This is a genomic window from Collinsella sp. TF10-11AT (assembly GCF_003437565.1).
Taxonomy (GTDB): Bacteria; Actinomycetota; Coriobacteriia; order Coriobacteriales; family Coriobacteriaceae; genus Collinsella.
In genome coordinates, this window is record NZ_QSQW01000006.1 from 126760 (window position 1) to 149895 (window position 23136).

Here is a 23136-nt window from a genome sequence, read left to right on the forward strand (position 1 = left end):
GGGCCACATGGGTATGGGCATGTGCCTGCCCGCCCGACATACTTAATGTCGACAGCCCCTGCGCAAAGGAGGACGTATCCATGGACGAGATGTTTGCCATTAAATGCCAAAACTGCGGCGGCCCTATGTACTCACACCAGGCTAAACGCAGCTTTGAGTGCGCCTATTGCGGCACGGTCGTTCCGTGGCAGGCCGATGCGGGGGAGCCCAAGAGCGCCCTGGGCATTCGCCATACGCCACTGACGGTTGTCGATGGACTGCTTAAGCTCACCTATGTGTCGCAGCTCGAGCGCCCGGAGGACCCGGACTGGTATTTCTTCAATTCGTACTGGCGCAACCAGTCGGTTCTGGAGCATCTGCTGTGGGAGGACCGCGGCACGGCTCAAGAGTTCCAAGAGGCAGCGCACGTGAGCATTCCCTGCCCCTTCTGCGGTGCGTCCTTTGAGGGGTCATCGACCCAGCGCGTGTTTGAGTGCCCGTCCTGCGGTAATACGATCGGCGTTGCCGACCTGCTCAAACCCGGTACCTTTAGCAAGCGCCTGACTATGGGCGTTGGTGCGGAGTATGTACCTGAGCAGGGTATTCCCTGCGAAATCTCGCCGCAGCAGGCACGTGCCAACGCGCTGCAGCTGGTGCGCCAGTACCCCGACGCCTTTGCCGGGCACGACGTGGAAGACGCGATTCAAAATGACATGATGCTCTTCTACTTCCCCATGGCGCTCGCGGATCTACGCATGATGGCGTCCTTCCCGGGCAAGGGGCTGAGCAAGGAGACCCTGGTGTACTACGAGGTGCTCGACTGGGCGTATTCCAGGGCAAACTACCTGGACGTTCGCCTTATGGGGATTTTGGAGCCGTGGGACTTTGCCAAGGTTGGGCCGTTTGACCCGGCCATGCAGGAAGGTGACTTCCGCGTTGTCTCCGTCGATGCATCTACCAAGGACCAGGTGGTCATTGATAAGCTGGCGCTCGACATTGCCGGCAACGATGCCGAGGCGGTGCTGGGGCTCAATAAAAAGAGCATCCGCGCCCGGGCGCGCAAGGCCCGCAAGCACAAGGATGGTTTGCTGATGGTGCCGGTCTACTTTGTCGATCGTCCGGCGACAGACAGCCGCGATGGCGAGCAGGTGCGCATTGCCGTAAACGGCCAGACGGGCCGCGCGGCCGCGGTGGTGTTTAGCGACAAGCGCGAGACGCATGTGGTGGCGCCACTCAACCCGAGCCTGCATCTGTCCGGTGAAAGCACTGTGCATGCCACGCCCATCGAGGTCAAATACGTTAAATCACCCTTCCTATATCAGATCGTGCGCCGTGGAGGCGGCGAGCAACCGCGCCAGGTTACAGCCGCCGTCGAGGGTTCCTACCGAGAAGAGAGGCCCAAGCGCCGTGGTCTTCTGGGTGCGCTATTTGGGAAGTAGGGAGTAGTGCCGGGGTGTCGGGCTGCATCACAAGGTCATTAGATGAATTTAAAAGTGCTGGGAACGTGCTAACATTGCCGATAGCCTTAATCTTGCAAAAGCGGAGGTCGGATTATGGGTTTTGCCGATCAGCAGCTTCAGATTCAGATACCGTATTCTCCTGACGACACGTTTAATGCCTTGAAGGCAGCTATGGAAAAGCTACCTAAAGTAAAAGTTGATAGCGCATCGCCCACAACAAGAACAGTTGCAGCCGAGATTGGTATGAGCCTTTGGTCCTGGGGTGAAAATGTCAGTATTTCGGTTGTTCCAGTTGAAGGTGGATCTGGCGTTACTGTCAACTCGTCATCTAAGGTCAGGACAAACGTACTAAACGGGGGCAAAAATGCAAAGAATATTGCCGAGATAGTCGATGCCCTATCGAAGGAGCTCGAGCAGTATCCGCAGGTTTCACAGACTATTGAGACGCTGGTGGATAGTGGTGATGTAGTTGCAAGGCCCGAGAGACTTGCAGCGCTGCGTGATAGTGGAGTACTTACCGAGGAAGAGTTTGCTGCAGAAAAGGCGAAAATCCTTTCGTAGTTAGACACGATGGTTGGATTTGCATTCTGGTATTGAACTTGTTTATACCAGGCTGAAAACATCGTGTGGAATAAAAGTGCGCAGTAGCCTCGCCTTATACAGCAATAGGGACCTCTTTGGGGCGTCCCGCCTTTGGTGCGTCGGCGAGTCGTGCCTCGATGGAAGCTTTGGACACCATTCGCTTGGTGCCATCCTTCCATGAATCCAACAGTTCAGCATTTATCAGTTGCGATACTCTTGCCGAGCTAACGCCAAGCATGCGCGCGGCATCCGCTGCGGTGACGGCGGGGGTATCGTTGAGTTCGCAACTGACGGCCACGGCGATAATTTTGCCACCGTGCTGCGGCTCGTGGCCAAAGTCCGGCGCAGGCAGGTCGACGCCACCCATAAGGTGATCGTCGACCATACATGCGAGAAAATCAGCGGCGCTTTCGACGGCGTCGTTTAGGTCGGAGCCGAACGTCCCACCTCCGCCCAGCGAGCCACATGGCACAGCGTCGACGACGCCGTCCGAATCAAAGACTCGAATTCCCATGTCACCTAGCGCCTTCGTGCGGGATTCCCGAAGTGACTAAAATGTGACCATAGAGGCAGTTTTAGCGAACCCCATGGGAGTGACACGCATGGACAACAACACCTTGCTGTTTCAGGACAAGGGTTCGGGTAGGTTTAAAGACGTCAAGATCTACCCTAACCGTATCGAGGTGCTCAAGAAGGGCGCTTTCGGCGGCAAGCACACCGAGATTGTCTACCTTAAGGACATCACGGGCGTCAATAGAATCAAAGGCCGCGATGTTTTTCTGCGTAACAGGCTGTTGACTGCTTGCGTCTTTAGCCTGAGCAGCCGTGCGAAGGCCCAGGAGTTTGTTAACGTGCTGAATATGGTGATGTAGCCTATGGCGGCGTTCGGGCCAAGGTAAAAATTGGGGGCACAGAACGGTGTCCTGCGCCCCTCGTCGGGTCGATGTGTCCAAAAGGGTCGGCTTGCCTATTCGCTAGCGCCTTCGCTGTCTTCGCGATCGTTGGCAAGCATTGCCGCGCCGGCGACCGTTGTCGCCACGGCGGCAGCGGCGAGCCCGGCGACGATGCCAGAGCCGTCGCCCGTGCCGGCGAGCTTCTCGCCCGATTCCTTGCTCTTGTTGCCCTTGCCGTTCTTGTTGGCGCTGCCCGCGTTGGTGCCGGTGCCGGTGTTGCCTGCACCGTCCGCGTTGCCCGAAGTCGTCACAGTAAAGCTTGCGGCTCCGTCGGTGGCGAGCGTGTAGTTTTGCGCCGCGTCGCCCAACAGGCCTTTCGCACGCACCCAATACGTCCCCGCGGCAAATGCCTCATCCTCGGCCATTGCCGTGCCCGGAGCGCCGTTTGCATCGTGCATAAACTCGAGCTGGGCGGTGCAGGCATCGCCTTCGAGCTTGCCGTCGAGCGGCGCCGCGATCTTTGCGCGCACGTCCTCGCCGGCCTTAAGGCCCTCGAGCCCTTCAAAGTGGGGCGTCAATGCGCGCGGGTCGATATCGATGGGCACGGAACCCTGCAGTTCCGTAACGGTCTCGTTGCCCAGGGCGTCGACATCCACGTATTCGATAGCAAACGTGTTGCCCGAAGCTGCCACGTTGAGTACGTTACTGCTGTCGACAAGGCGGAAACGACCCTCGCCAACGGTCTTTCCATCCCGGAGTGAGGCATCGCTCAACGAGTCGCCGTATGTCATGCGCATACGGGTCGGGAGGTAGTACGAAACGGTCTGCTTGTGCTTCGCATCGTAATTGCGCTGGTAGATGCTTCGGGCCAGTGCCGCATCAACAAAGTCGGACGCAATGATGCCAATGTGCTTGAGGCAGTCCTCCTTTGTGCTCTCATTTCCGGTGCTGTTTATATACTGGCTCTTGTATAGATGCTCGTTGACCACTCGTGCTGCGGTAAAAGGATTGCTTCCTTGCTTGTAGTTCGTGCAGCTGGTGTAGTTGATACACCAGCTGTGCTCCAGGACCTTTACCTTGGCCCCGTCATTGTCCTCGACGTCCACCATGATGCGGGCGAGCTTGGTTGTCTCCTGCAGCGCCATATCGACCCAGCCGATTTTGTCGGTTCCTGTGCATTCGTAATGGTCCTGGGCGTATACCTTGGTGCAATAGGGCTCTTCGTCACCCGTTTTCCCCACGGCTTCAAAGCCCCGCTCGTCTCGAACGAGACACATGGAGGTGCTGTCGGTGTGTGCTGCGATTTTGTCGTCCCATTGGGTGAGGTCGAGGCCCCATGTGTGGCTGCTTACGCTGTTGCCGGCGAGCCCAAACCGACGCAGCAGGACGATCTTTCCGCGCACCTCGCCCAGCGTGGGGATGCGACTCGATGTGTAGAACAGGTCGGGGTTCTCATCCAAAACCTTGCCAAAGGCCGTCGTGAGGCTTTCGTTGGTAGCCTCGCCATTGCCCCGCGACACGAGCATGATGAGCGCTTCTGTCGGGTTTTCGCTCAAAAACGTATTGAAGTACCCGATGACATCGGAGAGATGCATAAAGTTCCCGTCTTTTTTGAGCAGGTAACAAGCTCCGTGGTCGATGCCGGGGTCGCCGTTCTCGTCGTTCTTTCCAAGTCGGATATCAAAGTAGCGAATGCCTTCGAGCAACTGCGTGGGGATGTAATCCTGCTGGCATTTTGCTTGGGAGGATTGGGGCTCGGTGTCATTGTCCACGCTGCAGGTGCCCGAATCGTGCGTGCCCGGGATGCTCAGTTCGTCGAGGAACTTGCTGTTGTCGACGTATTTCATCCAACAGGGCCCGTCGACGTAGCTGCTGTACGTGATCCAGTCGAGGCTGCTAACCGTGGCATCGTTCTTTTTCATATCGTAACCGATAAGTTCGAGCTCCCACGGAATGCTCTTACTCTTATGGCAGATCTTATTGTTGTCCTGGTCTTTGCCGTCCGATTCTATTGCCAGGTACTTAATGTCTTTTTTCTCGGTTTCTTTCTCGACCGTGCGGTCTCGGATGATATAGGTTCCGTTTGACTGGCGTTTAAACGCAAAAGCGCGGCTGGGCTTGTCGTCATACTCGCCACTCCATACGTGGATGACCTTTCCATCTTTGTCCGAGTCGCCGTCGACCGACCAAATGCTGTAGCCCGTCTTTTTATGCTCTTCGAAATTGAGTAAGGTGCGGATGGCATACCAATTTGTATTATCTGCATCGGTCACTACGTGTTCAAGGATGAGTTTGCTGGACGTGCCGTCATTAAACAGGTGGCAGACGTTGCCGCGAACGTTGCCGTCTTGGTTGACGCTCGCGGTGCGAAAATAGCCCGCGGGGCGAAGGCGAATGATGAACTTGTCGAGGGTGGCCGCCGGTGTGGGCGTGTCTTCTGCAAATGCCGCGCGCACGGGAAGGCCCAGCGCCGCGGTTTCGGGCAGGCTTGCAAATGGCGACAATGCTGCGAGTCCTAGGCCCAGCGTAAATGCTCGACGACTGATGGCGTGGTGTTCGGTCATAACTCCTCCATTCGCGGGGTGCGGTTATGCGCTCGTTTTGGTCACTATACTGCCCGGATGTCTAAACGTGTTGGCTTAATTGTCTGCGCGGTGCTATTAATCGGCGGGCGGACGCGTTGGGGCGCTTGTCTATTTGTGTTGCTACCGCGCTGGGGGTGGTTTTGCCGTCCGGCACCCTCGCGTTCGCCGGCTATCGGCATAAGAAAGGGAGGGCCGGCGAGCCGATCCTCCCTTAGTACGAAACGCTGGGGCACCGCCGCTTGTTGGCGCTGCGCTCGTGTTTTTCGTTGCGCTCGCGAGTCGCTTAGCGCTTAATCTCGATATCGTCGAGCTTAACATCCATGGCCTCGGTCTTGGCCTTGGCGATATCATCGGCAAATTCCAGAGACTTCATCATGGTTTCGACGGCATCCTTGTGCTCCTCGACGTTGTCGATGCGCACGTAGACGCTGCCGCCGCCTGCTTCGGTGAAGTACTCAGTCGTCACGCCGCCCGAGTGTGTATAGGAAGCGTTGCGCCAAGTCTTGCCGTTGTACTTGACGGGGTCATTCTCGGTCCACTCAAAGCTGGCATTCCACTTTGCCTCGTAGTCGAACAGCTCGTCGGCGTTCTTGTCAGGATCGAAGACGGGGATGAAGCGATCGCTGGCGTGCTCGCTCTCGGTGAACTTAAACTGGGCCCTGTCGGCGGTATCGCCTGCGACGTCGGTGACCTCGACGCCCTCGGGGACCTCGACCTTAAACCAGATGAAGTCGGTCCTCATATCCACGGCTGGCTTTTCCGCACCGCCACCGCTGCCGGTAGCTCCACCGCTTCCGCCACAGCCCACCAGGGCAACTGCGGCAAAGAGACTCATGCAGAGGGTGAGAATCGCAAAGGCCTTCTTTTTCATGGTCGTGTCCTCCTCGATCTGTAACCGCCCATGGATTACCTGCCTTTACTGTACGCGCGGACGGCTCGCTAGGGTGGGCCATGTGTCCCATTCTGGGTGCCGGATTTGCGCCGTTAAGTGGCAATATGCGCGGGCGCAAAAGAGGGGAGGGCCGGTGCCGACGCCTATCGTTCGTCATAGAAATCCGCGATGGCCAGGTGTGCTGACGCTTATGTGCTTATGGGCTAGACTTAGCATCATTACGTGTTTGATGCGGTTGGCCGGCGGTTGCCGCCCGACCGATCTATATGACTTGAAGGTGCATGCGTATGAGCCAAGAGATGATGGACAAGACCTGTCGCGGGTTTGCCGAGGCGCTGGCCGCGCGCGAGCCGGTTCCCGGCGGTGGCAGCGCGAGCGCCTTTGTGGGCGCGCTGGGCGCCTCGCTGTGTGGAATGGTTGCCCGCTACGGTGCGACCAATCCCGCGCTTGCTGATCGTGCGGATGACCTGACGCGCGCGTTTGCCCAGGCTGATGAGCTGGCCCAGGAGCTTGTCGAGTTGGTTTCCGAGGACGTTCGTGCCTACAGGCGGGTGTCCGCGGCGTACGGTATTCCGCGTGACGATCCGGCTCGAGCGACCGCGATTCAGGATGCGCTGCATGTGGCAGCCATGCCGCCGTATCGCATTATGGATGCCTGCGGGCGCGCACTGGCGCTGCTCGAGGACATGGCCGATAAGGGTTCGCGTCAGCTGCTGTCCGATGTGGCGTGCGGCGCCGTGTTCTGCCGTGCCGCTATGCAGGGCGCGAGTTTGACGCTCTTTGCGAACACCACGTCTATGAAGGATCGCGCTCGTGCTGAGGAGCTCGAGACGGCGTGTGATGAGTTGCTCGACACATGGTTGCCGCGCGCCGATGCGCTGGCGCGCCGCGCCTCCGACGCTGCAAGGAAGAGGGGATAGCCATGGCTGAACTGCTGAAGGGTGCTCCCGTTGCTCGCGCTTTGACCGTGGAACATGCTGCTCGCTGCGCAGCCCTGCGCGAGCGCGGCGTTGTTCCGACGCTGGCCATCGTGCGTGTGGGCGAGCGCGAGGACGACCTGTCCTACGAGCGCGGCGCCCTCAAGCGCTGCGAAAAGGTTGGCATTGAGGCTCGCCGCATTTTGCTTCCCGCCGATGTTTTGCAGGACGAGTTGTTGGCCGCCATCGAGGACATCAATGCCGACCCCGCTGTTCATGGCTGCCTGATGTTTCGTCCGTTGCCCGCTGGGCTTGACGAGGATGCGGTTGCCGCGGCACTCGATCCCGCCAAGGATGTTGACTCCATGACGCCGGCCTCGCTGCTTACCACGCTTTCGGGGCGAGGCGAGGGCTTTGCTCCCTGCACGGCCGAGGCTGTGTTGGCGTTGCTGGACCATTACGACGTTGAGCTGGATGGGGCCAAGGTCGCGGTCGTCGGTCGATCGCTGGTGATTGGCCGTCCCGTTGCCGCCATGCTTACGGCTCGCAATGCCACGGTAACGACGTGCCATACGCATACGCGTGACTTGACTGCCGAGTGCCGTGCGGCTGATATTATGGTTGCGGCCGTTGGACGCGCGCGCACGATTGGCGCGGATGCGGTTCGCGATGGCCAGACGATTATCGATGTTGGCATTAATTGGGACGAGGCCGCTGGCAAGCTGGTCGGGGACGTTGATTTTGATGCTGCAGAGCCGGTTGTTGGTGCCATTACTCCCGTGCCGGGCGGCGTGGGGGCTGTGACCACCGCGATTCTCGCCAAGCACGTGATTGAGGCGGCGGAGCGCGCATCGAAATAGGCGTTTTTGACCACAGAGGTTGCCGAGGTCGCGGTTTCGCCCTTTTTGTGCCGAAGCGATACACTGTTGCCGTTTGATTTCTTCGCTCAAGGAGGATGCGCATGCCGTGCACAACGATTTTGGTTGGTAAGAACGCGAGTTACGACGGCTCGACGCTGGTTGCCCGCAATGAGGACTCGTCCAATGGAGTATTTGAGCCCAAGCGCATGCGCGTAGTACATCCCGACGAGCAGCCGCGTGTCTACACGAGCTTCCTGAGCCACCTGACCGTTGAGCTGCCCGACAATCCCATGCGTTACACAAGCGTCCCCGACGTTGTCCCGGGCCATGGCATTTGGGCCGAGGCCGGTTTCAACGAGCTCAATGTGGGCATGTCCGCAACCGAGACGCTCACCACCAACGAGCGCGTTCGCGGCGCCGACCCGCTCGTCGACTACGTGCCCGCCAAGGGCAACGAGGACGAGGACGGCTATGTTCCGGCGCAGCCCGGCGGTCTGGGCGAGGAGGACATGGTGACCCTGGTGCTGCCATATGCCAAATCCGCCCGCGACGGCGTACGCATTCTGGGTGACCTGCTCGAGCGTTATGGCACCTACGAGAACAACGGCATCGCCTTTAGCGACGTGGACGAGATCTGGTGGCTCGAGACCATCGGCGGCCACCACTGGATCGCCAAGCGCGTGCCCGATGACGCCTATGTGACCATGCCCAACCAGCTGGGTATCGACAGCTTTGACCTGGATGACGCCGAGGGCGCCCAGGCCGACCACATGTGCTCCGCCGACCTGCGTGCCTGGATGGCCGAGTGGCATCTGGACCTGACGCTGGGCGTCGATGGCGACGGCCCGGCTGCGATCTTTAACCCGCGCGAGGCCTTTGGCTCGCACAGCGACAGCGACCATGTCTACAACACGCCGCGCGCCTGGTACATGCAGCGCTGCCTCAACCCCAGCGATGTGTGGGACGGTTCCGAGGCCGACTACACGCCCGAGAGCGACGATATCCCCTGGAGCCGCGTGCCCGAGCGCAAGGTGACCATCGAGGACATCAAGTACGTGCTTTCGAGCCACTACCAGGGCACGGAGTACGACTGCTACGGCAGCAAGGGCACGCCCGCCACGCGCGGTGCCTATCGCCCCATCGGCATCAACCGTAACAGCCAGCTCGCCGTGCTGCAGCTGCGCCCCTATGCGCAGCCGGCCTACCGCGCCGTGCAGTGGATGGCCTTTGGTTCCAACTCGTTTAACGCGCTGGTTCCGCTGTACGCCAACGTCGAGACCATGCCCGAGTACTATGCCGATACGCAGGCTCGCGTGACGTCCGAAAACTTCTACTGGGCCAACCGCCTGATCGGAGCGCTGGCCGACGTCCGCTTCCATGAGTGCGGCCGCGCTGTGGAGGACTACCAGGAGAAGGTCGGTGGCATGGGCCACAAGCAGATCCATGACGTCGACGCTGCCGTAGCCGCGCTGCCCGAGGCCGAGGTGCCTGCCGAGCTTGCACGCGCCAACGAGGAGTTTGCCGAGCTCGCGCGCGTGGAGACCGATGCCCTGTTGGGCAAGGTGCTCTACACCACGAGCTGCGCCATGAAGAACTCTTTCGCGATGAACGACAACGTGAGATAGGGATTTCCCGTCGATCGAATAGCGCTTAAACGCTTTGTCGCTTTCACTCAATCTTGGGTACAAGAACGCCAATGCAGTTGTTTGTGATTGGAGACAACCATGGTTATGAAACTCGATCAGCTTGTTAACGGCGCCATCAACGTGGGCTTTGGCGCTGCCGCCGTTGCTGTCGAAGGCGGCAAGAAGGTCCTCGACGACCTTAACACCAAAGGCGAGCAGGTCCGCAAGGACACCGCCACCCCCGATATCGCCCGCAGCGTGTCCGACATGTTCGAGCAGGCCGGTGGCACCATCTCCGATCTGACCGAGCGCTTGGGCATGCAGGGCGAGACCGCGGCCCAGCGCGTGCTCGACGAGCTCATCCTGGCCCGCGTCCGCGTCATGACCGCCCCCGAGCGCACGGCCTTCCTGGCCCATGTGCGCGACATCGTCGATTCGGTCGAGGACAACGTGACCTCGGTGCCCGTCGAGTCCGTTGAGCCCGACGATGCGAAGGATACCGAAGAGGCCGAGTAGCAGCGCAGATGGCAGATTCCACCACCGATTACAACAATCTAGATCCCTTGGGTGACGAGGCGGCGGTTGTCGATGAGGTCGATGCCGTCGTCTCGGGCGCTCGCAAGAAGCCGCGCGCTGTCGATATGGTCCCCGAGGAGCCCGACGCGATGGCGCCGGACGAGGAATACCAGCTCACGCCGGCGGGTCGCCGCGAGCGCATCGGACAGATTGTTCGCCTGGTCAAAAAGTACCGCGTGTGGGATAACCTCACGCCGGTTCGTTTGCGCCGCCTGCTCGAGGAACTCGGCCCCATGTTCGTCAAGATGGGGCAGATTCTGGCCAACCGGTCCGAGATTCTGCCGCAACGCTTTTGCGACGAGCTGCGTCGTCTGCGCTCCGACGTGGAGCCGGTGCCGTACGAGGTCGTACTCAGTTGTCTGGAAGAAGAATACGGCCTGCGCCTGGGGGAGATGTTCGATGCGATCGACCCCAATCCGCTTGGTAGCGCATCGCTTGCGCAGGTGCACCGCGCACGTCTGGTGACGGGCGAGGACGTGGCCGTCAAGGTGCAGCGCCCCGGTGCGCAGCAGGTTATGGCACAGGACATCGATATCATCCGCTCGGTGGTGCGTATCGTTTCCAAGTTCGTCAACACCGATCAATTCGTTGACCTGCACGGTGTAGTCGAGGAGTTGTGGACCTCGTTTCGCGAGGAGACCAACTTTTTGGCCGAGGCCAAAAACCTCAACGACTTCTACGAGTTCCATAAGAGCGTTCATGGCGTGACGTGCCCTAAATCCTATCTGGACCTGTGCACCGAGCACGTGGTGGTTATGGACTACGTCGACGGCATTTCGATCGCCGATCCTGAACGCTTGGTGGCCGAGGGCTATGACTTGGAAAAGATCGGTGCCGCAATCGTCGAGGACTACTCGACGCAGGTGCTCGACGATGGCTTTTTCCATGCCGACCCGCATGCGGGAAACATCATCCTCAAGGATGGCATCGTCTACTTTATTGACCTGGGCATGGTCGGACGCATGTCGAGCCACGATCGCGGTATCGTAAAGGACATGATTTTCGCCGTGGCCGAGGGTGACGTGCCCAAGCTCAAGGATTCGCTCATGCGCTTCGCCGTGACGCGTGGCGACTCGGCTGAGCTCGATCATTCGGCCTTTTTGTCCGATTTGGACTTTATCGTTGCCGACTTTGCCGGGCTCGACCTTAAAGACCTGGATATCGGCGAGTTTTTGACCTCGCTGCTCAATCTGGCGCGCAAAAATGACGTTGAGCTGCCGAGCGTGGTGACGATGTTCGCCCGCGGCATGGTGACGCTCGAGGGCCTGTTGACCGAGTACATGCCCAACGTCAACATGATCCAGATCATCCAGACGCACATCAAAAACGAGAAGAGCACCTATGCCCGCATGCGTGATATGGGACGCGATCTGGCCGCGAGCAGCTATCGCGCGGCAAAAGGCTCGCTCGAGGCGGCCGAGTATTTGGGCTTGGCTTCGCGTATGCTCACGCGCGGCCAGCTTAAGGTGAACACGCAGATCATGAGCAGCGATAAGGCGCTGCGACAGCTGGGCGGAATTATCGACCGCATGTCGATGGCTATCGTGATCGCCGGTCTGTTTATCGGTTCGTCGGTGGTGTACTACGCGCGCATCGAGCCGGTTGTCCTCGGCATTCCGGTCATCGGCTTCTTTGGCTACGTGAGCGCGCTGGTGCTGGCGCTTATGCTGGGCCGCAATATCTGGCTCAACAGCCACGGCGGCAAGCACTAGAGGCTGCGACCGTCACCGCATTTTCCTATCGCAAACAATAGCTTTTACCTTGGGCTTCGCCTGCGTGCGAGGCCCTTTTGCGTGATACCATTTTGACGGTAATAATCGATGGCCTAGATGGTGGTGCGGAGACGCACGAATGCGCGGTTTTCCTGCGCGTTTGGGAGAATCGGGGTGCAAGTCCCCGGCTGTACCAGTAACCGTAATTCCTCTTGGCTCGGGATGTTCGCGTCGCAGATCGGACGGCGCGCCCGAGTCGTTAAGGTTAAGTCGGATCGCCTCCCATCTTGCGTGCGGCTGCGGCGTATGCCGCCGGTGTGCATAGGGCTCTGGAGGGAAGGAGGACCCCGATGGGGGAACTCGAGCGCAACATGCGCGATGACGTGGGGCAGCCTCAAGGCAACGCTCCAAGTACAGACAATGGGGGACAAATGGATATGTTTGTGGACGAGCGCCAGCGCGTCTCGCATCGCCGAGGCGCAATTGCGCGCGGCGTAGCCAAGCGCGGCCTGGTGGCATTCCTGGCCTTCGCGATGGCCTTTGGCACCACGCCGGCTCAGCTGTGGGCCGAGGGCGCCGAGGGCATTGCCGAGGCTGTGGCTCAGGCTGCGACGCCGAGTGAGGACGCAGCGCTTGCGGGCGGTGCCGCCGAGCAGAGCGGCGCCGAGGTTTCAGATTCTGGGAGCGCGCCCGCAGCTAGTGCCGCCACAACAGGGGCGGCAGCTGGCGACGAAGGCTCGGCGACGGGGGAGAACCCTGCCGCGAGTGAGCAGTCTTCGACGGTAGCCGCTGGCCAAGCAGGATCTGCCGCCGCGACTGCCGTCCAGACAGAGAACCCGACAGAAACCGGCGATGTCGCCAAGAAGCAAGTCGAGGTCTCGTTCTCGATTATCGGCATCGATGCCGACGGCAAGGCTCAGACCTGGGTGGCACCTACGCAACTCAAGCTCGACGAGGGCGCGACGGCTGCGGACGCCTTCGTTAAGCTGCAGCAGAAGGTGGGCTTCAAGGCGAAATACGATCCGAACACGGCATACGGTTTTTACCTCGAAAGCATCACGTCCCCGAGCGATGGCCGCACGCTTGCCTTCGATCCGGCGACTTATGCCTACTGGCAGCTGTTTGTTGACGGCGCGTCTTCCTCGGTTGGCGCGAGCGGCGTCAAGCTCACCCAGGGGCAGAAGATTGAGTTTGCCTATACGGCTGGTAGCTCGTCCCCTGTCGTTAAGGACCAGGTTGCCGCAAATGTGACCGTCATTGGTCGCGATGCCCAGGGCAAGACTCAGACTTGGGTCGATAACGCGCAGTATGTGGTGACGTCCGGCTCGAACGCACTTGACCTTACGAAGGTCGCGCTCGAGGCGAATGACATCGATGCCGTTGTTGCGGGCTCCTTCATTCTGAGCCTTAAGTACAACGGCGTTGAGCTGGGTAAGCCGCTCGATTATTCGACCTATTGGCAGCTGTTCATCAACGGCAAGTCGAGCGACTACACGGCAGACAATGTCACCATTCATGCTGGCGATACCGTTACGTGGTTCTACGGTGGCTGGGGCGACCAGTTGCCGTCCGATTCCGTCCATGCTTCCGTTCAGGTCCTCGGTAAGGACAAGGACGGCAAGCAGCAGGTTTGGGCTTCGACGGGCCAGACGAGTCTCAAGGCGGGTTCTACTGCCAAGGATCTCCTTGAGCAGACCGGCCTTACTCTCGATGCTGGCGAATCGTCTTGGGGCTGGTTCCTCAACGGCATTACTTCGCCGCTTGACGGTAAGACCTATAAGTATGATCCTGCGACCCGCAGTTATTGGCAATTCTATGTAAATGGCAAGTCCGCCACGGTCGGTGCCGGCAACTACGAGCTCCAAGAGGGCGACGCCGTCACCTTTATGTATGGTGCTGACGCCGATGCCCTCCCCGGTCAGGTTCTTGGGTCTGTCGATGTTGTCGGCCCCGATGTCAACGGCAACAATACTTGCTGGGGCTCGGCAAGCAGTGTTTCTTTGCCCGAAGGCTCTACTGCCCAGAACCTTATTGAGACGGTCCTGAAGGCCAAGGGCGTTACGTACAACGGCTCCCAGAGTGGTGAGTACTGGTTCCTCAATTCCATCAACTCGCCGTTCGATCACAAGCCGTATGCCTGGGATGCTGCGACCAATAAATCTTGGCACCTGTATATCAATGGAGAGCCCTCCTTACTCTGCGCCAACCAGATTACGCTCAAGAGCGGCGATAAGGTTACGCTTGCCTATACCACCGACGATTCGCCCATGCCCGATCCCGACAAGATTGTCGTGGACCCGAGTGCGACGACTCCTGATTGGGATGCCGAGTGGGCCGGCTACGGCAACAGCGGCAACGGTACGTCCGTTACGGACGCCAAGACGCCTGCGCAGGCCGCCGGTCTTAAGTGGGCCTTCGATTGGAAGGCCGAGTCTGGTCAGCAGTATGCCAACTGCAGCGAGCCTGTCATTGCTAACGGTTTTGTGTACATCGCGACCGAGAACGAGCTCATTAAGATCGATTCGTCCACGGGCAAAAAGGTTGCCTCTGCGCCGCTTGCCTCCAAGGTGAGCTATACCTCTCGTCCGATCTATACCAATGGCCTTATCATCGTTCCGCTCAACGGCGGTGCGGTCCAGGCGATTACTGCAGACAAGCTGATCTGCAAGTGGCTGACGCCTGGTTTGACGGACTTGACGCAGAGCTCCTGCACCGTCGTTTCGGACGGCGAGTACGTCTATGTAGGCTCGGTCGATATTTCGTATGACGAGAATTACAACGCGACCTACGGCAACGGCTCCCTGAAGCGTATCAAGATTGCCACGGGCGAAGTCTCTTGGCAGAACATTGACCCTTCCGAGGGCTATTATTGGACTGGCGCTGCGCTGACGGATAAGTACACCATTGTTCCTACGAGCGCGGGCACGCTTAAGTGCATTGATAAGACGACGGGCGATGTCGTTTCGGCCATGAAGCTCGGCGCTGTCGCAAATGCCGATTGCATTGCCGATCCGTCCAATGGTTCGACCTTCTATCAGATGACGCACGACGGAAAGCTCCATGTGATTTTGCTTTCGGCAAAGGGCGTGCTGAGTGAACAGAAGACGGTTGATCTGGGCCTTACGAATAATCTGAGCGCCCCTGCGGTGTCTGGTGACAATCTGATTGTCGGCGGACAGACGGCTACGGGCTCTGCTCTGGTTCTCTATAACCTGAAGACGGACAAGACCACGATGGTCGCTGCTGCCGACGGCAAGGCGCTGCCGGCTGGCCTCAACGGTATTGCTGCTACTCCGCTGGTGAGTGTTCAGGGCGGCAAGACCTATGTGTACTTCACCGTGAACAGCGCGGATAGCAAGGATTACGTCAACTACTCTGCTGGTGGTGGCGTGTATCGCTATACTCTCGGCGATGCAGAGGCGACGCAGATCTATGATGCGGCCGGCCATTACCAGTACTGTGACTCTCCGGTCATTGCCGATGCTTCTGGCAACCTGTACTACATCAATGATTCGGGTACTCTGTTCAAGCTGGGGGCTGTTGAGTCTTGGACGGTTGCCTTTAATTCCAACGGCGGGTCTGCTTGCGACACTAAGTTTGTTGCTACGGCCGACGGCAAGCTGGTCAAGCCGGCCGATCCGACGCGCGATGGCTACACTTTCGGTGGTTGGTATACCGATGAGGCTTGCACGCAGGCGTATGACTTCAGTACGCCAGTGACGGCCGATCTGACACTGTATGCCAAGTGGACCAAGAATGCCGTTAACCCTGGCGGCAATGGCGGTTCTGGCACTAATGGTGGCAACGGTGGCGCTGGCAACGGTTCCGGCGCTGGCGCTGGCACTGGCACGGGTTCCGGCTCCGGCTCTAAGGGCCAGCAGGCCGGCGGCGCTATCGCCCCGGGTCATAAGCCGACGACCAAGACGACGGTGTCGACCAAGACCGAGACCAAGGACAACAAGTCCGACAAGAAGGACACCGATAGGTCCGATAAGAAGGACGAGAAGAAGTCTGACAAGAAGGACAGCAAGTCCGACAAGAAGTCCGATTCCAAGTCCGATACGGGTGCTGCTTCCACGACCACTGCTAAGAAGTCCTCTAGTGCCTCCGAGCAGGAGGCTGGCACCAACCCGCTCGCCATTGTTGGCGTTGCCGCCGGCGTCATCGGTCTCGCCATCGTCGGCGTGTTCGTGTTCACCAAACGTCGGTAGGTGAGGGCTGTGTCCAATAAATCCAAGGACGCTGACCCCAAGCAACCAGATTCCTCGTTTATCCAGCTTGACGATGCAAAGCAACAGGGCGCCGCTTCGGCGGCGTCCGCCCTTCGTCGCAAGACGTTCCTCGGCGTCCTGACTGCCGCGTGCACCATTCTGATCGTCGTCTCGCTGGGTTTCGTCCATCCTTCCGAGAGCGGTGCCTGGTCCATCGACTGGATCATTCAGACCGTGACGGGGGAGAGCGTCGTCACCAAGGACACCAAGGTGTCTGGCTCGACTACGACTTCGGGCGAGGCCAGTTCCAAGGATTCCAAGTCATCGAATGACGCAAAAGATGAGTCCAAGCATTCTGATGAGTCCAAGTCCAAGGACGATTCCGAGTCTTCAAACAAGGAATCGGACAAGAACTCGGATAACAAGAAGTCCGAGGACCAGGACGGCAAGAAGTCTGGCGATAAATCCGCTGCCCAAAATACGGGAGCCGGTGATACTTCCAATGCGTCTGGCGGTGGCCAGTCGTCTGATGGAGCCTCATCCTCTAATGGTGGAAACGCCTCCTCGGGCGGCCAGAGCGGCTCGCAGGAGTCCAGCTACGTAACAGTGACGGTTTCGGTCACATCGAGCGCTGTGGGCAATCCTGTGTCTTCTGGTGGCACCTTTACCTTTAACGAAGGCGCTACCGTCTATGATGCCCTGTGCGCGCTGGGCCTTTCCGTTAACGCACATGGCTCGTCGTACGGCACGTATGTCTCCGCGATTGGTGGTTTGGCCGAGAAACAGCACGGTGGCACGAGCGGCTGGATGTACTCCGTCAACGGCACAACGCCCATGACGGCCTGCAGTAACTACGTTCTCTCCAATGGCGACAACGTGGTCTGGTATTACGTTACAGGCTAGGGACCTCGACATAGTGCGCCAGACGGGCGGTTCGGACAAACATCCGGGCCGCCCGTTTTTCATGCGAATGGGACTGGGTCGCCGGGTCTCTCGGCAAACAAAAAAACCGGTTGGAACGGGAATTCCAACCGGTTTTACATTCAAGCAAATAGTGAATCGACTACGACCGTGCGCCCTCGAGGAAGAAGCGGCGGCTGAAGTAGTTGTACCAGGTGACGAGGAACGTGGCGATGGCCTTCATGGCCTGGTAGCCGATGCTCAAAAACGTGACGCCCACAAACATGTACAGGTCGTTGAGGCCCAGGCCGATCACCGACAGGATGGTGAAGATCGTGAACTCGCGCTTGCGGCTCATGCCCTCGCGGTGGTCGAACACGTACTTCATGCTGAGCCAGTAGTTGACCACGACGGACGTGATGAACGAAACCGTGGTGCTCATCAAGAAGTCGAGGTGAAACAGCTCGACGAGCGCAATGAGCATACCCCAGTCGATGCCAAAGGAGACAAGACCCACGACAGCGAACTTGAGGAACTGCTTGGTATGAGGTTGTGCCAGTGCCTTGCGCACGTAATCACATCCAATGCGTTGATGAATCGAGCAGAGGATACTTTAGAGCTTTTGCAAGGGAAACGTAAGGTCCTTGCCAAGAACTATACGAACTCGCCAAATTTTCAAGAGCTAATCCGCAAACGTTGAAAACTTGCCCGTAAACGAGCAATGCCCGCGAACAACACGGCGCTCGACGCGCGTCATCCGTGGGCATTGTAAAGCTGTAAGGTTGCGAGTTACTTGGTCTCGTCGCCTTCCAGGAAGATCTTTCGGGTCACAAAGTTGTAGACCATGACAAGCGCGGTGGCGCAGATCTTGGCGATATTGGCCTCGAGTCCCAGGCCGGCGTTGAGTGTCAACACGATACCGTCGTTGAGTGCCAGGCCGATCACGGACAGCACGACAAAGATAATGAACTCGCGGCGGCGGCTTATGCCTTCCTTGTGCGCAAACACGTATTTCATGCTTGCGAGGTAGTTAAAGATGAGTGAGATGATAAAGCCGCTGGTGTTGGCGATTAGGATGTTAAGGCCCAGACCGTAGTGGAGCAGATTCATAATGCCAAAGTCGATGACCGTGGCAATGACGCCGACGACGCCAAACTTCATGATCTGCGCAAGGAGCTTTTGCATGGTACCTGCCTTATGGTGGCGCCGGGGCGCCGCGGGGATGACAAACTCAGCAAGTTTAGCCAATCCCCGCGGGTGGGGCTAGACGCGCTCCTCGATAGCACCGTTTCTATATGCATCGAGCAGCTGGCGCAGATCCTGGATCTGGCTGCGGATCTTGGCGCCGGTATCGGTGTCGCTCACCATGCGGCGGCGGTCGGCCTCGTCAAAGCGGTTGGTCTCGCTTTCGATGTCCACGTTGCGCGTGAGTGCCTCGGCAACGGTGGTAAAGGCCTGGTGCGACTTGAGGCGGCATCCTCGCGAGCTCGAGATAAGCGTGTAGCCGGCGATGCCCGTCTTGGGATGGTAAGCGCGGCAGAATCCGCCATCGATGACCAGCAGCTTGCCCTCGGCGCGGATGGGCTGCTCGCCCTTGGTGGTTTTAACGGGCGTGTGGCCGTTGATGATGTGACCGGTCGGTGAGCATGCCATGGGCGCGACGCCAAACTCGCGCATGATGTCGTCGCAGACCGAGGGCGACTTGGTAAGCGTAAAGTACGGGTCCATCGGCTCGACCCAGGTGCTCTTGTCGGCGATATAGGCGCGCTCAAAGGTACGCACCAGGCGTCCGCTGGCGGGTGAGTTAAAGCCAATCCACAGGTACCACATCCAGTCGAGAGCGTCGCGGTCGCCCACGCGCCAGGCGCGGCGGGCGATGTGGTCGCAAAAATCGAGATAATCGCGGCCAGCGTGCCAGGTGCCCAGGCAGTTCATGCTGCTAAAGGTGCCGTCTTCGTTGAGCGGCACGCAGCCGTGGAACAGCAGGTTGCCGTTGGCGACCTTGTACATCGAGCCGTGGGAATAGAGGAAATCGATATGGCGATGCAGGTGATCGGCGGTGACAAACTCGGACACGAGCTTGTCGATGATGTGCTGCTCCTGAGACGTGAGCGTATAGGGGTCCGCCGGGTCGACGGTGGGGAAGTCGTTGGTCGTGAGCGGCCACACGCTGCCGTCGGCGAGCGTGACCGTGCCGGTGCCGTGATCGATCTTGTCGAGTAACAGACGGTCGGTCATGTCGAACTCGGGATGGCGCTGGATAATCTGGCCCTCGAGCTTAAAGAGCAGGACGTTGATGGCCTTGATCAGTGGGGTGATGGACTCACCGGCGGTGTAGGTGGCATCGGCAAAGGCGACAAGCTCACGCAGCGAGATGCCGTAGTCGTTCTCCAGGATCTCGTAGTTGTCGTAGCGTAGGTTGTTGCGCAGCACCGTTGCGATGCAGGCGGGCTCACCGGCCGCAGCGCCCATCCACAGCAGGTCGTGGTTGCCCCACTGGATGTCGAGTGAATGGTAGGTGAGCAGGCGGTCCATAATCTTGGCAGCGCCGCCGCCGCGGTCGAAGATGTCGCCCACCAGGTGCAGGTGGTCGACGGCCAGGCGCTTGATGAGCGAGGCGAGCGACTCGATAAAGTCGTCGGCGCTGGCGGTCTCCAGAATGGACTCCACGATGCGCTCGTGATAACGCACGCGATAGTTGTTCTCGTCCGGATGCGTGTGCAGCAGCTCGTCGATGATGTAGGCGTAATCGCGTGGGATGGCCTTACGCACCTTGGAGCGCGTATAGCGGCTCGAAAGCGAGCGGGCGACCATGATGAGCTGGTCAAGCATCGTCCTGTACCAGGTGGGCGAGTCTTCGCGCCGGCTGCGGACCAGGTCGATCTTCTCGCGCGGGTAGTAGATGAGCGTGCACAGCTCGCCCTTTTCGTCAAAGGAAAGCGTGTCGCCAAAAATCTCGTCGACATGTTCGCGCACGACGCCCGAGCAGTTGTTGAGGATGTGCATAAAGGCTTCGTACTCGCCATGCACGTCGCTCATAAAATGCTCGGTGCCTTTGGGTAGGTTGAGGATGGCCGAGAGGTTGATAATTTCGGTAAATGCGGATTGTTCGGTGGGGAACTGTCTCGACAGCAGGCGCAGATACTTGAAGTCTTGCGGATTGCGATCGAATGCGACCATGAAACACCTTCCGATAGGGCTGGTAAAACTGATAAACAGTGTCAAACGTTTATCAGTATGCGCCGCTTTTGTTTCGATTGGGGATGGGCGGCCGAATTGTTAGCCGAACGGTTTGCTAAATCGATTTAGTGGAGGTAGATATGGCGGTTGAGTGGAGACGAAGCGGGTGATTTTGCCCACGTTGGCCCATGGCGGGGGATGGGGATGTTCATGATAAAGATATTGGATGCAAATGGTTCGCATTGGTAAATAGCGGACATTTGTATCGTATTTAGGCTTGCTGTGCGATAATTTGCGCAGCAATACTTAAGGAGCCTCATATGAGTGATTTTGTCCTGACCTGTGAATCTGCCGCCGATCGAACCCGTGAGTTCTTTGAATCGCGCAATATCCCCGTCGTGTGTTTTCATTACGAGATCGACGATGTTGTCTATACGGACGATCTGTATCAGTCGATTACGCCGGACGAGTTTTTTGCCCAGATATCCGCGGGCGCCATGCCCAAGACGTCTCAGGTGAGCGTGGGTGAGTACGAAGAGTTTTGGGAGCCGCTTGTTGCCGAGGGCAAAGACGTGCTGCACCTGACGTTGTCGTCGGGTATTTCGGGCACGTATGGATCGGCCTGCGTTGCGGCGCAGATGCTCGCGGATCGCTATCCCCAGGGCGGCAAGGTGCGCGTCATCGATTCGCTGGCAGCGTCTTCGGGCTTTGGCCTGCTGGCGGAATGTGCCGCCGACGTGCGCGATAGCGGGGCTTCACTCGACGAGACGGCCGCTTGGATCGAGGAGCATAAGCTCAACCTGCACCACTGGTTCTTCTCGACCGATCTGTCGAGCTACCTGCGCGGCGGTCGCATTTCGGCTGCGAGCGCGATCATCGGCACGGCGCTTAAGATTTGCCCACTTATGACGGTCGATTGCGAAGGTAAGCTGTCGCCACGTGAGAAGATTCGCACTAAGAAGCGCGCGATTTCCGAGATGGCTAAGACCATGATGGCACACGTGCAGGACGGTGCGGATTATTCGGGTAAGTGCATCATGTCGCACTCGGCGTGCCGCGAGGATGCCGAGGCAGTTGCGGCGCTGATTGAGGAACAGGTTCCGCAGCTTAAAGGCAAGATTGAGATCAATAACATCGGTACTCTGATTGGCTCGCATACCGGACCTGGTACGGTGGCGCTCTTCTTTATGGGCGACAAGCGCGTGGATTAATTTGCCCCATCACATCGCTGCATGATTGCTCAAACGAAAACGGCCCGCCTCACGTTTGTGGGGCGGGCCTTGCTGTTGGGGTTAGCGTTTCTTTCCTCGGAAGAAAAAGCCGTGCAGTGAGGGCTTGAGCCCGCGGTTGGCGCGACGCTCCTCGACGCGCTCGTGGATCGAAGCGACGCGCTCGATGACCTCGTCGGGAATCGGCACGTCGGGATTCATGTTCTCGACCTGGCTGACCTCGGCGGCGGAGACCTGGTCGATAATGGGCACATCGTCGTGCGAGATGACAGGTGTGGCGTCTTCCTTCATCTTGCGATAACGCTGCATCATGTCGGTCTGTAGCTGCTGTGCCGAAGGCGGCGTCCAGATGATGGCGTTGGCGCCGGCAGCGATGGTCTCGCGGATGCTCTCGGGCGTCTTGCCGCCCGGCGCGATGAGCGGCAGGTTGGGATAGTGCTCGCGCAGTTCACGCAGGACCTGCGGCGTGTTTTTGCCAGCGGCGATGTTAAGAATCTTGGCGCCGGCGCGCACCTTTGCGTGAGCATCGTCGTCGCAACGTACGACCGTGGCGATGACGGGGATGTCGGCGATGTTGGTGATGTGCTCGACCATCTCGGCGGTGGCGGGGGAGTTGACCACGCAGCCCGCCGCGCCCTGCATCTCGGAGACGGCTGCCATCTGAACGGAGCGCTTGCCGGTGGTGGTGCCACCGCCCACGCCTACGAAGACCGGGCACTCGGCGACGGTCAGCAGCGCCTGCGTAATGGCGGGCTGCGGCGTGAAGGGGTAAACGGCAAAGACGGCATCGGCGTTGGAGTTGCGGATGACCGCGACGTCGGTGGTGTAGATGAGCGATTTGATACGACGGCCGAAGAGCGTGAAGCCGCTGGCCTCCTCAATCTCGTCAGGCATGCGAAGGGCCGCCTTGCGCAGGCGCCCGTCGATGGGCAGCGGCTCCATGGGAAGCAGTCCGTTGGGGGTCACAGCTACCTGGGGTTCGGTGAACTCGTCTGCGAGCTCGACCTCGGAGAAATCGACCGAGGCGACAATGTCCTCGTGAACCTCGGCGGGCACATCGATGGGGGCTTGGTCGTTTGCCGCGGCAGGCGTGTCGAAAGAGCTGGTGCCGACGAAGGCGTCGACGCGCTCATTTAGATCGTTGAGGGTATCCATGGAAGCTCGATTCTATGTGATGACGGCCGGCGCGATGCAGCCGGAATTGCGAATGCTAAACCGTTTGACGAGTTGATTTTTCCCCGCCGCGTCCTCCGTTAGACCGAAGGGCGGCGAACGTGAAGGAGCTGTGGTGGCGGTGATCGGGGTGCTATCTTGAAAGTCCCGTTTAAAAGAGAGGTGACGCGGTATGGAATTTTCGGCAATGTTGGGCTCGATTGGCCTATGCGTGGGCGCAATCGTAGCCGCCGCGGTCATCTACTTTGTGGTCACGGCCATTAAGGGCAAAAGGGCCGAACGCAAGGAGCGCACGATGCTTAAACAGCATCGCGACCAGCAGGGCAAACGCGCACAGAGATAGCTTGTTGAGTTTTGGATCC

19 protein-coding genes are annotated in these 23136 nt (G+C 59.0%); 12 read left to right on the top strand and 7 right to left on the bottom strand.

Annotation, left to right across the window (positions count from 1 at the left end):
* The first annotated feature begins 80 nt into the window (after nt 1–80).
* Nucleotides 81–1418 carry a hypothetical protein gene (locus tag DXC99_RS05870; RefSeq protein ID WP_117629584.1) on the top strand — a complete coding sequence of 446 codons (1338 nt, stop codon included), beginning with the start codon at nt 81–83 and terminating at the stop codon, nt 1416–1418.
* Nucleotides 1419–1532: 114 nt separating this feature from the next.
* Complete coding sequence (locus DXC99_RS10410) at nt 1533–2000, top strand: SHOCT domain-containing protein (RefSeq protein ID WP_117583978.1); 468 nt, start codon at nt 1533–1535, stop codon at nt 1998–2000.
* A gap of 94 nt (nt 2001–2094) precedes the next feature.
* On the opposite strand, the gene DXC99_RS05880 is transcribed toward DXC99_RS10410, so the two are convergent.
* Complete coding sequence (locus DXC99_RS05880) at nt 2095–2535, bottom strand: helix-turn-helix domain-containing protein (RefSeq protein ID WP_117583979.1); 441 nt, start codon at nt 2533–2535, stop codon at nt 2095–2097.
* 88 nt (nt 2536–2623) lie between these two features.
* On the opposite strand from DXC99_RS05880, the gene DXC99_RS05885 reads away from it, so the two are divergent.
* Nucleotides 2624–2893, top strand: coding sequence for a hypothetical protein (locus DXC99_RS05885; protein WP_117583980.1), 270 nt, complete (start codon nt 2624–2626; stop codon nt 2891–2893).
* 95 nt (nt 2894–2988) lie between these two features.
* Here the strand turns inward: DXC99_RS05885 and DXC99_RS05890 are convergent, their stop codons facing one another.
* Entirely contained in the window at nt 2989–5478 is a 2490-nt protein-coding gene (locus DXC99_RS05890) for a phosphatidylinositol-specific phospholipase C (RefSeq protein ID WP_117629585.1), read from the bottom strand.
* Nucleotides 5479–5782: 304 nt separating this feature from the next.
* Nucleotides 5783–6370 carry a hypothetical protein gene (locus tag DXC99_RS05895; protein WP_117583982.1) on the bottom strand — a complete coding sequence of 196 codons (588 nt, stop codon included), beginning with the start codon at nt 6368–6370 and terminating at the stop codon, nt 5783–5785.
* 308 nt (nt 6371–6678) lie between these two features.
* Here DXC99_RS05895 and DXC99_RS05900 point away from each other — a divergent pair, with 308 nt between their 5' ends.
* The 7 genes from DXC99_RS05900 (at nt 6679) to DXC99_RS05930 (ending at nt 17195) form a co-directional block, all read left to right on the top strand.
* Nucleotides 6679–7311: a cyclodeaminase/cyclohydrolase family protein gene (locus tag DXC99_RS05900; RefSeq protein ID WP_158551663.1), complete on the top strand. Its 633-nt coding sequence runs from the start codon at nt 6679–6681 to the stop codon at nt 7309–7311.
* A 2-nt stretch (nt 7312–7313) separates the two neighbouring features.
* Nucleotides 7314–8168: a bifunctional 5,10-methylenetetrahydrofolate dehydrogenase/5,10-methenyltetrahydrofolate cyclohydrolase gene (locus DXC99_RS05905; RefSeq protein WP_117583984.1), complete on the top strand. Its 855-nt coding sequence runs from the start codon at nt 7314–7316 to the stop codon at nt 8166–8168.
* A 101-nt stretch (nt 8169–8269) separates the two neighbouring features.
* Nucleotides 8270–9793, top strand: a complete 1524-nt coding sequence (locus DXC99_RS05910) for a C69 family dipeptidase (protein ID WP_117629586.1) — start codon at nt 8270–8272, stop codon at nt 9791–9793.
* Nucleotides 9794–9892: 99 nt separating this feature from the next.
* Nucleotides 9893–10309: a hypothetical protein gene (locus DXC99_RS05915; RefSeq protein WP_117583986.1), complete on the top strand. Its 417-nt coding sequence runs from the start codon at nt 9893–9895 to the stop codon at nt 10307–10309.
* 8 nt (nt 10310–10317) lie between these two features.
* The gene (locus tag DXC99_RS05920) at nt 10318–12081 is read left to right on the top strand and encodes an AarF/ABC1/UbiB kinase family protein (RefSeq protein WP_117629587.1); all 1764 of its coding nucleotides are present in this window, start codon (nt 10318–10320) and stop codon (nt 12079–12081) included.
* Nucleotides 12082–12431: 350 nt separating this feature from the next.
* Nucleotides 12432–16292 (top strand): DUF4430 domain-containing protein, encoded by a 3861-nt coding sequence (locus DXC99_RS05925; protein ID WP_117629588.1) that lies wholly within the window; start codon nt 12432–12434, stop codon nt 16290–16292.
* A gap of 9 nt (nt 16293–16301) precedes the next feature.
* Nucleotides 16302–17195, top strand: coding sequence for a DUF4430 domain-containing protein (locus DXC99_RS05930; RefSeq protein WP_233505679.1), 894 nt, complete (start codon nt 16302–16304; stop codon nt 17193–17195).
* A 160-nt stretch (nt 17196–17355) separates the two neighbouring features.
* Here the strand turns inward: DXC99_RS05930 and DXC99_RS05935 are convergent, their stop codons facing one another.
* From DXC99_RS05935 to DXC99_RS05945, 3 genes are all read right to left on the bottom strand, one after another.
* Nucleotides 17356–17763, bottom strand: coding sequence for a GtrA family protein (locus DXC99_RS05935; protein WP_117629589.1), 408 nt, complete (start codon nt 17761–17763; stop codon nt 17356–17358).
* A 218-nt stretch (nt 17764–17981) separates the two neighbouring features.
* Nucleotides 17982–18377, bottom strand: coding sequence for a GtrA family protein (locus DXC99_RS05940; protein ID WP_117629590.1), 396 nt, complete (start codon nt 18375–18377; stop codon nt 17982–17984).
* Nucleotides 18378–18455: 78 nt separating this feature from the next.
* Nucleotides 18456–20372, bottom strand: coding sequence for a fructose-1,6-bisphosphatase (locus DXC99_RS05945; protein WP_117629591.1), 1917 nt, complete (start codon nt 20370–20372; stop codon nt 18456–18458).
* A 320-nt stretch (nt 20373–20692) separates the two neighbouring features.
* Here DXC99_RS05945 and DXC99_RS05950 point away from each other — a divergent pair, with 320 nt between their 5' ends.
* Nucleotides 20693–21583, top strand: a complete 891-nt coding sequence (locus tag DXC99_RS05950; RefSeq protein ID WP_117629592.1) for a DegV family protein — start codon at nt 20693–20695, stop codon at nt 21581–21583.
* 81 nt (nt 21584–21664) lie between these two features.
* Here the strand turns inward: DXC99_RS05950 and DXC99_RS05955 are convergent, their stop codons facing one another.
* Nucleotides 21665–22756 carry a hypothetical protein gene (locus DXC99_RS05955; RefSeq protein WP_117629593.1) on the bottom strand — a complete coding sequence of 364 codons (1092 nt, stop codon included), beginning with the start codon at nt 22754–22756 and terminating at the stop codon, nt 21665–21667.
* Between the two features lie 190 nt (nt 22757–22946).
* Here DXC99_RS05955 and DXC99_RS10360 point away from each other — a divergent pair, with 190 nt between their 5' ends.
* On the top strand, nt 22947–23117 hold the full coding sequence (locus tag DXC99_RS10360; protein ID WP_156058414.1) for a hypothetical protein: 171 nt from the start codon (nt 22947–22949) through the stop codon (nt 23115–23117).
* The last annotated feature ends 19 nt before the right edge of the window (nt 23118–23136 follow it).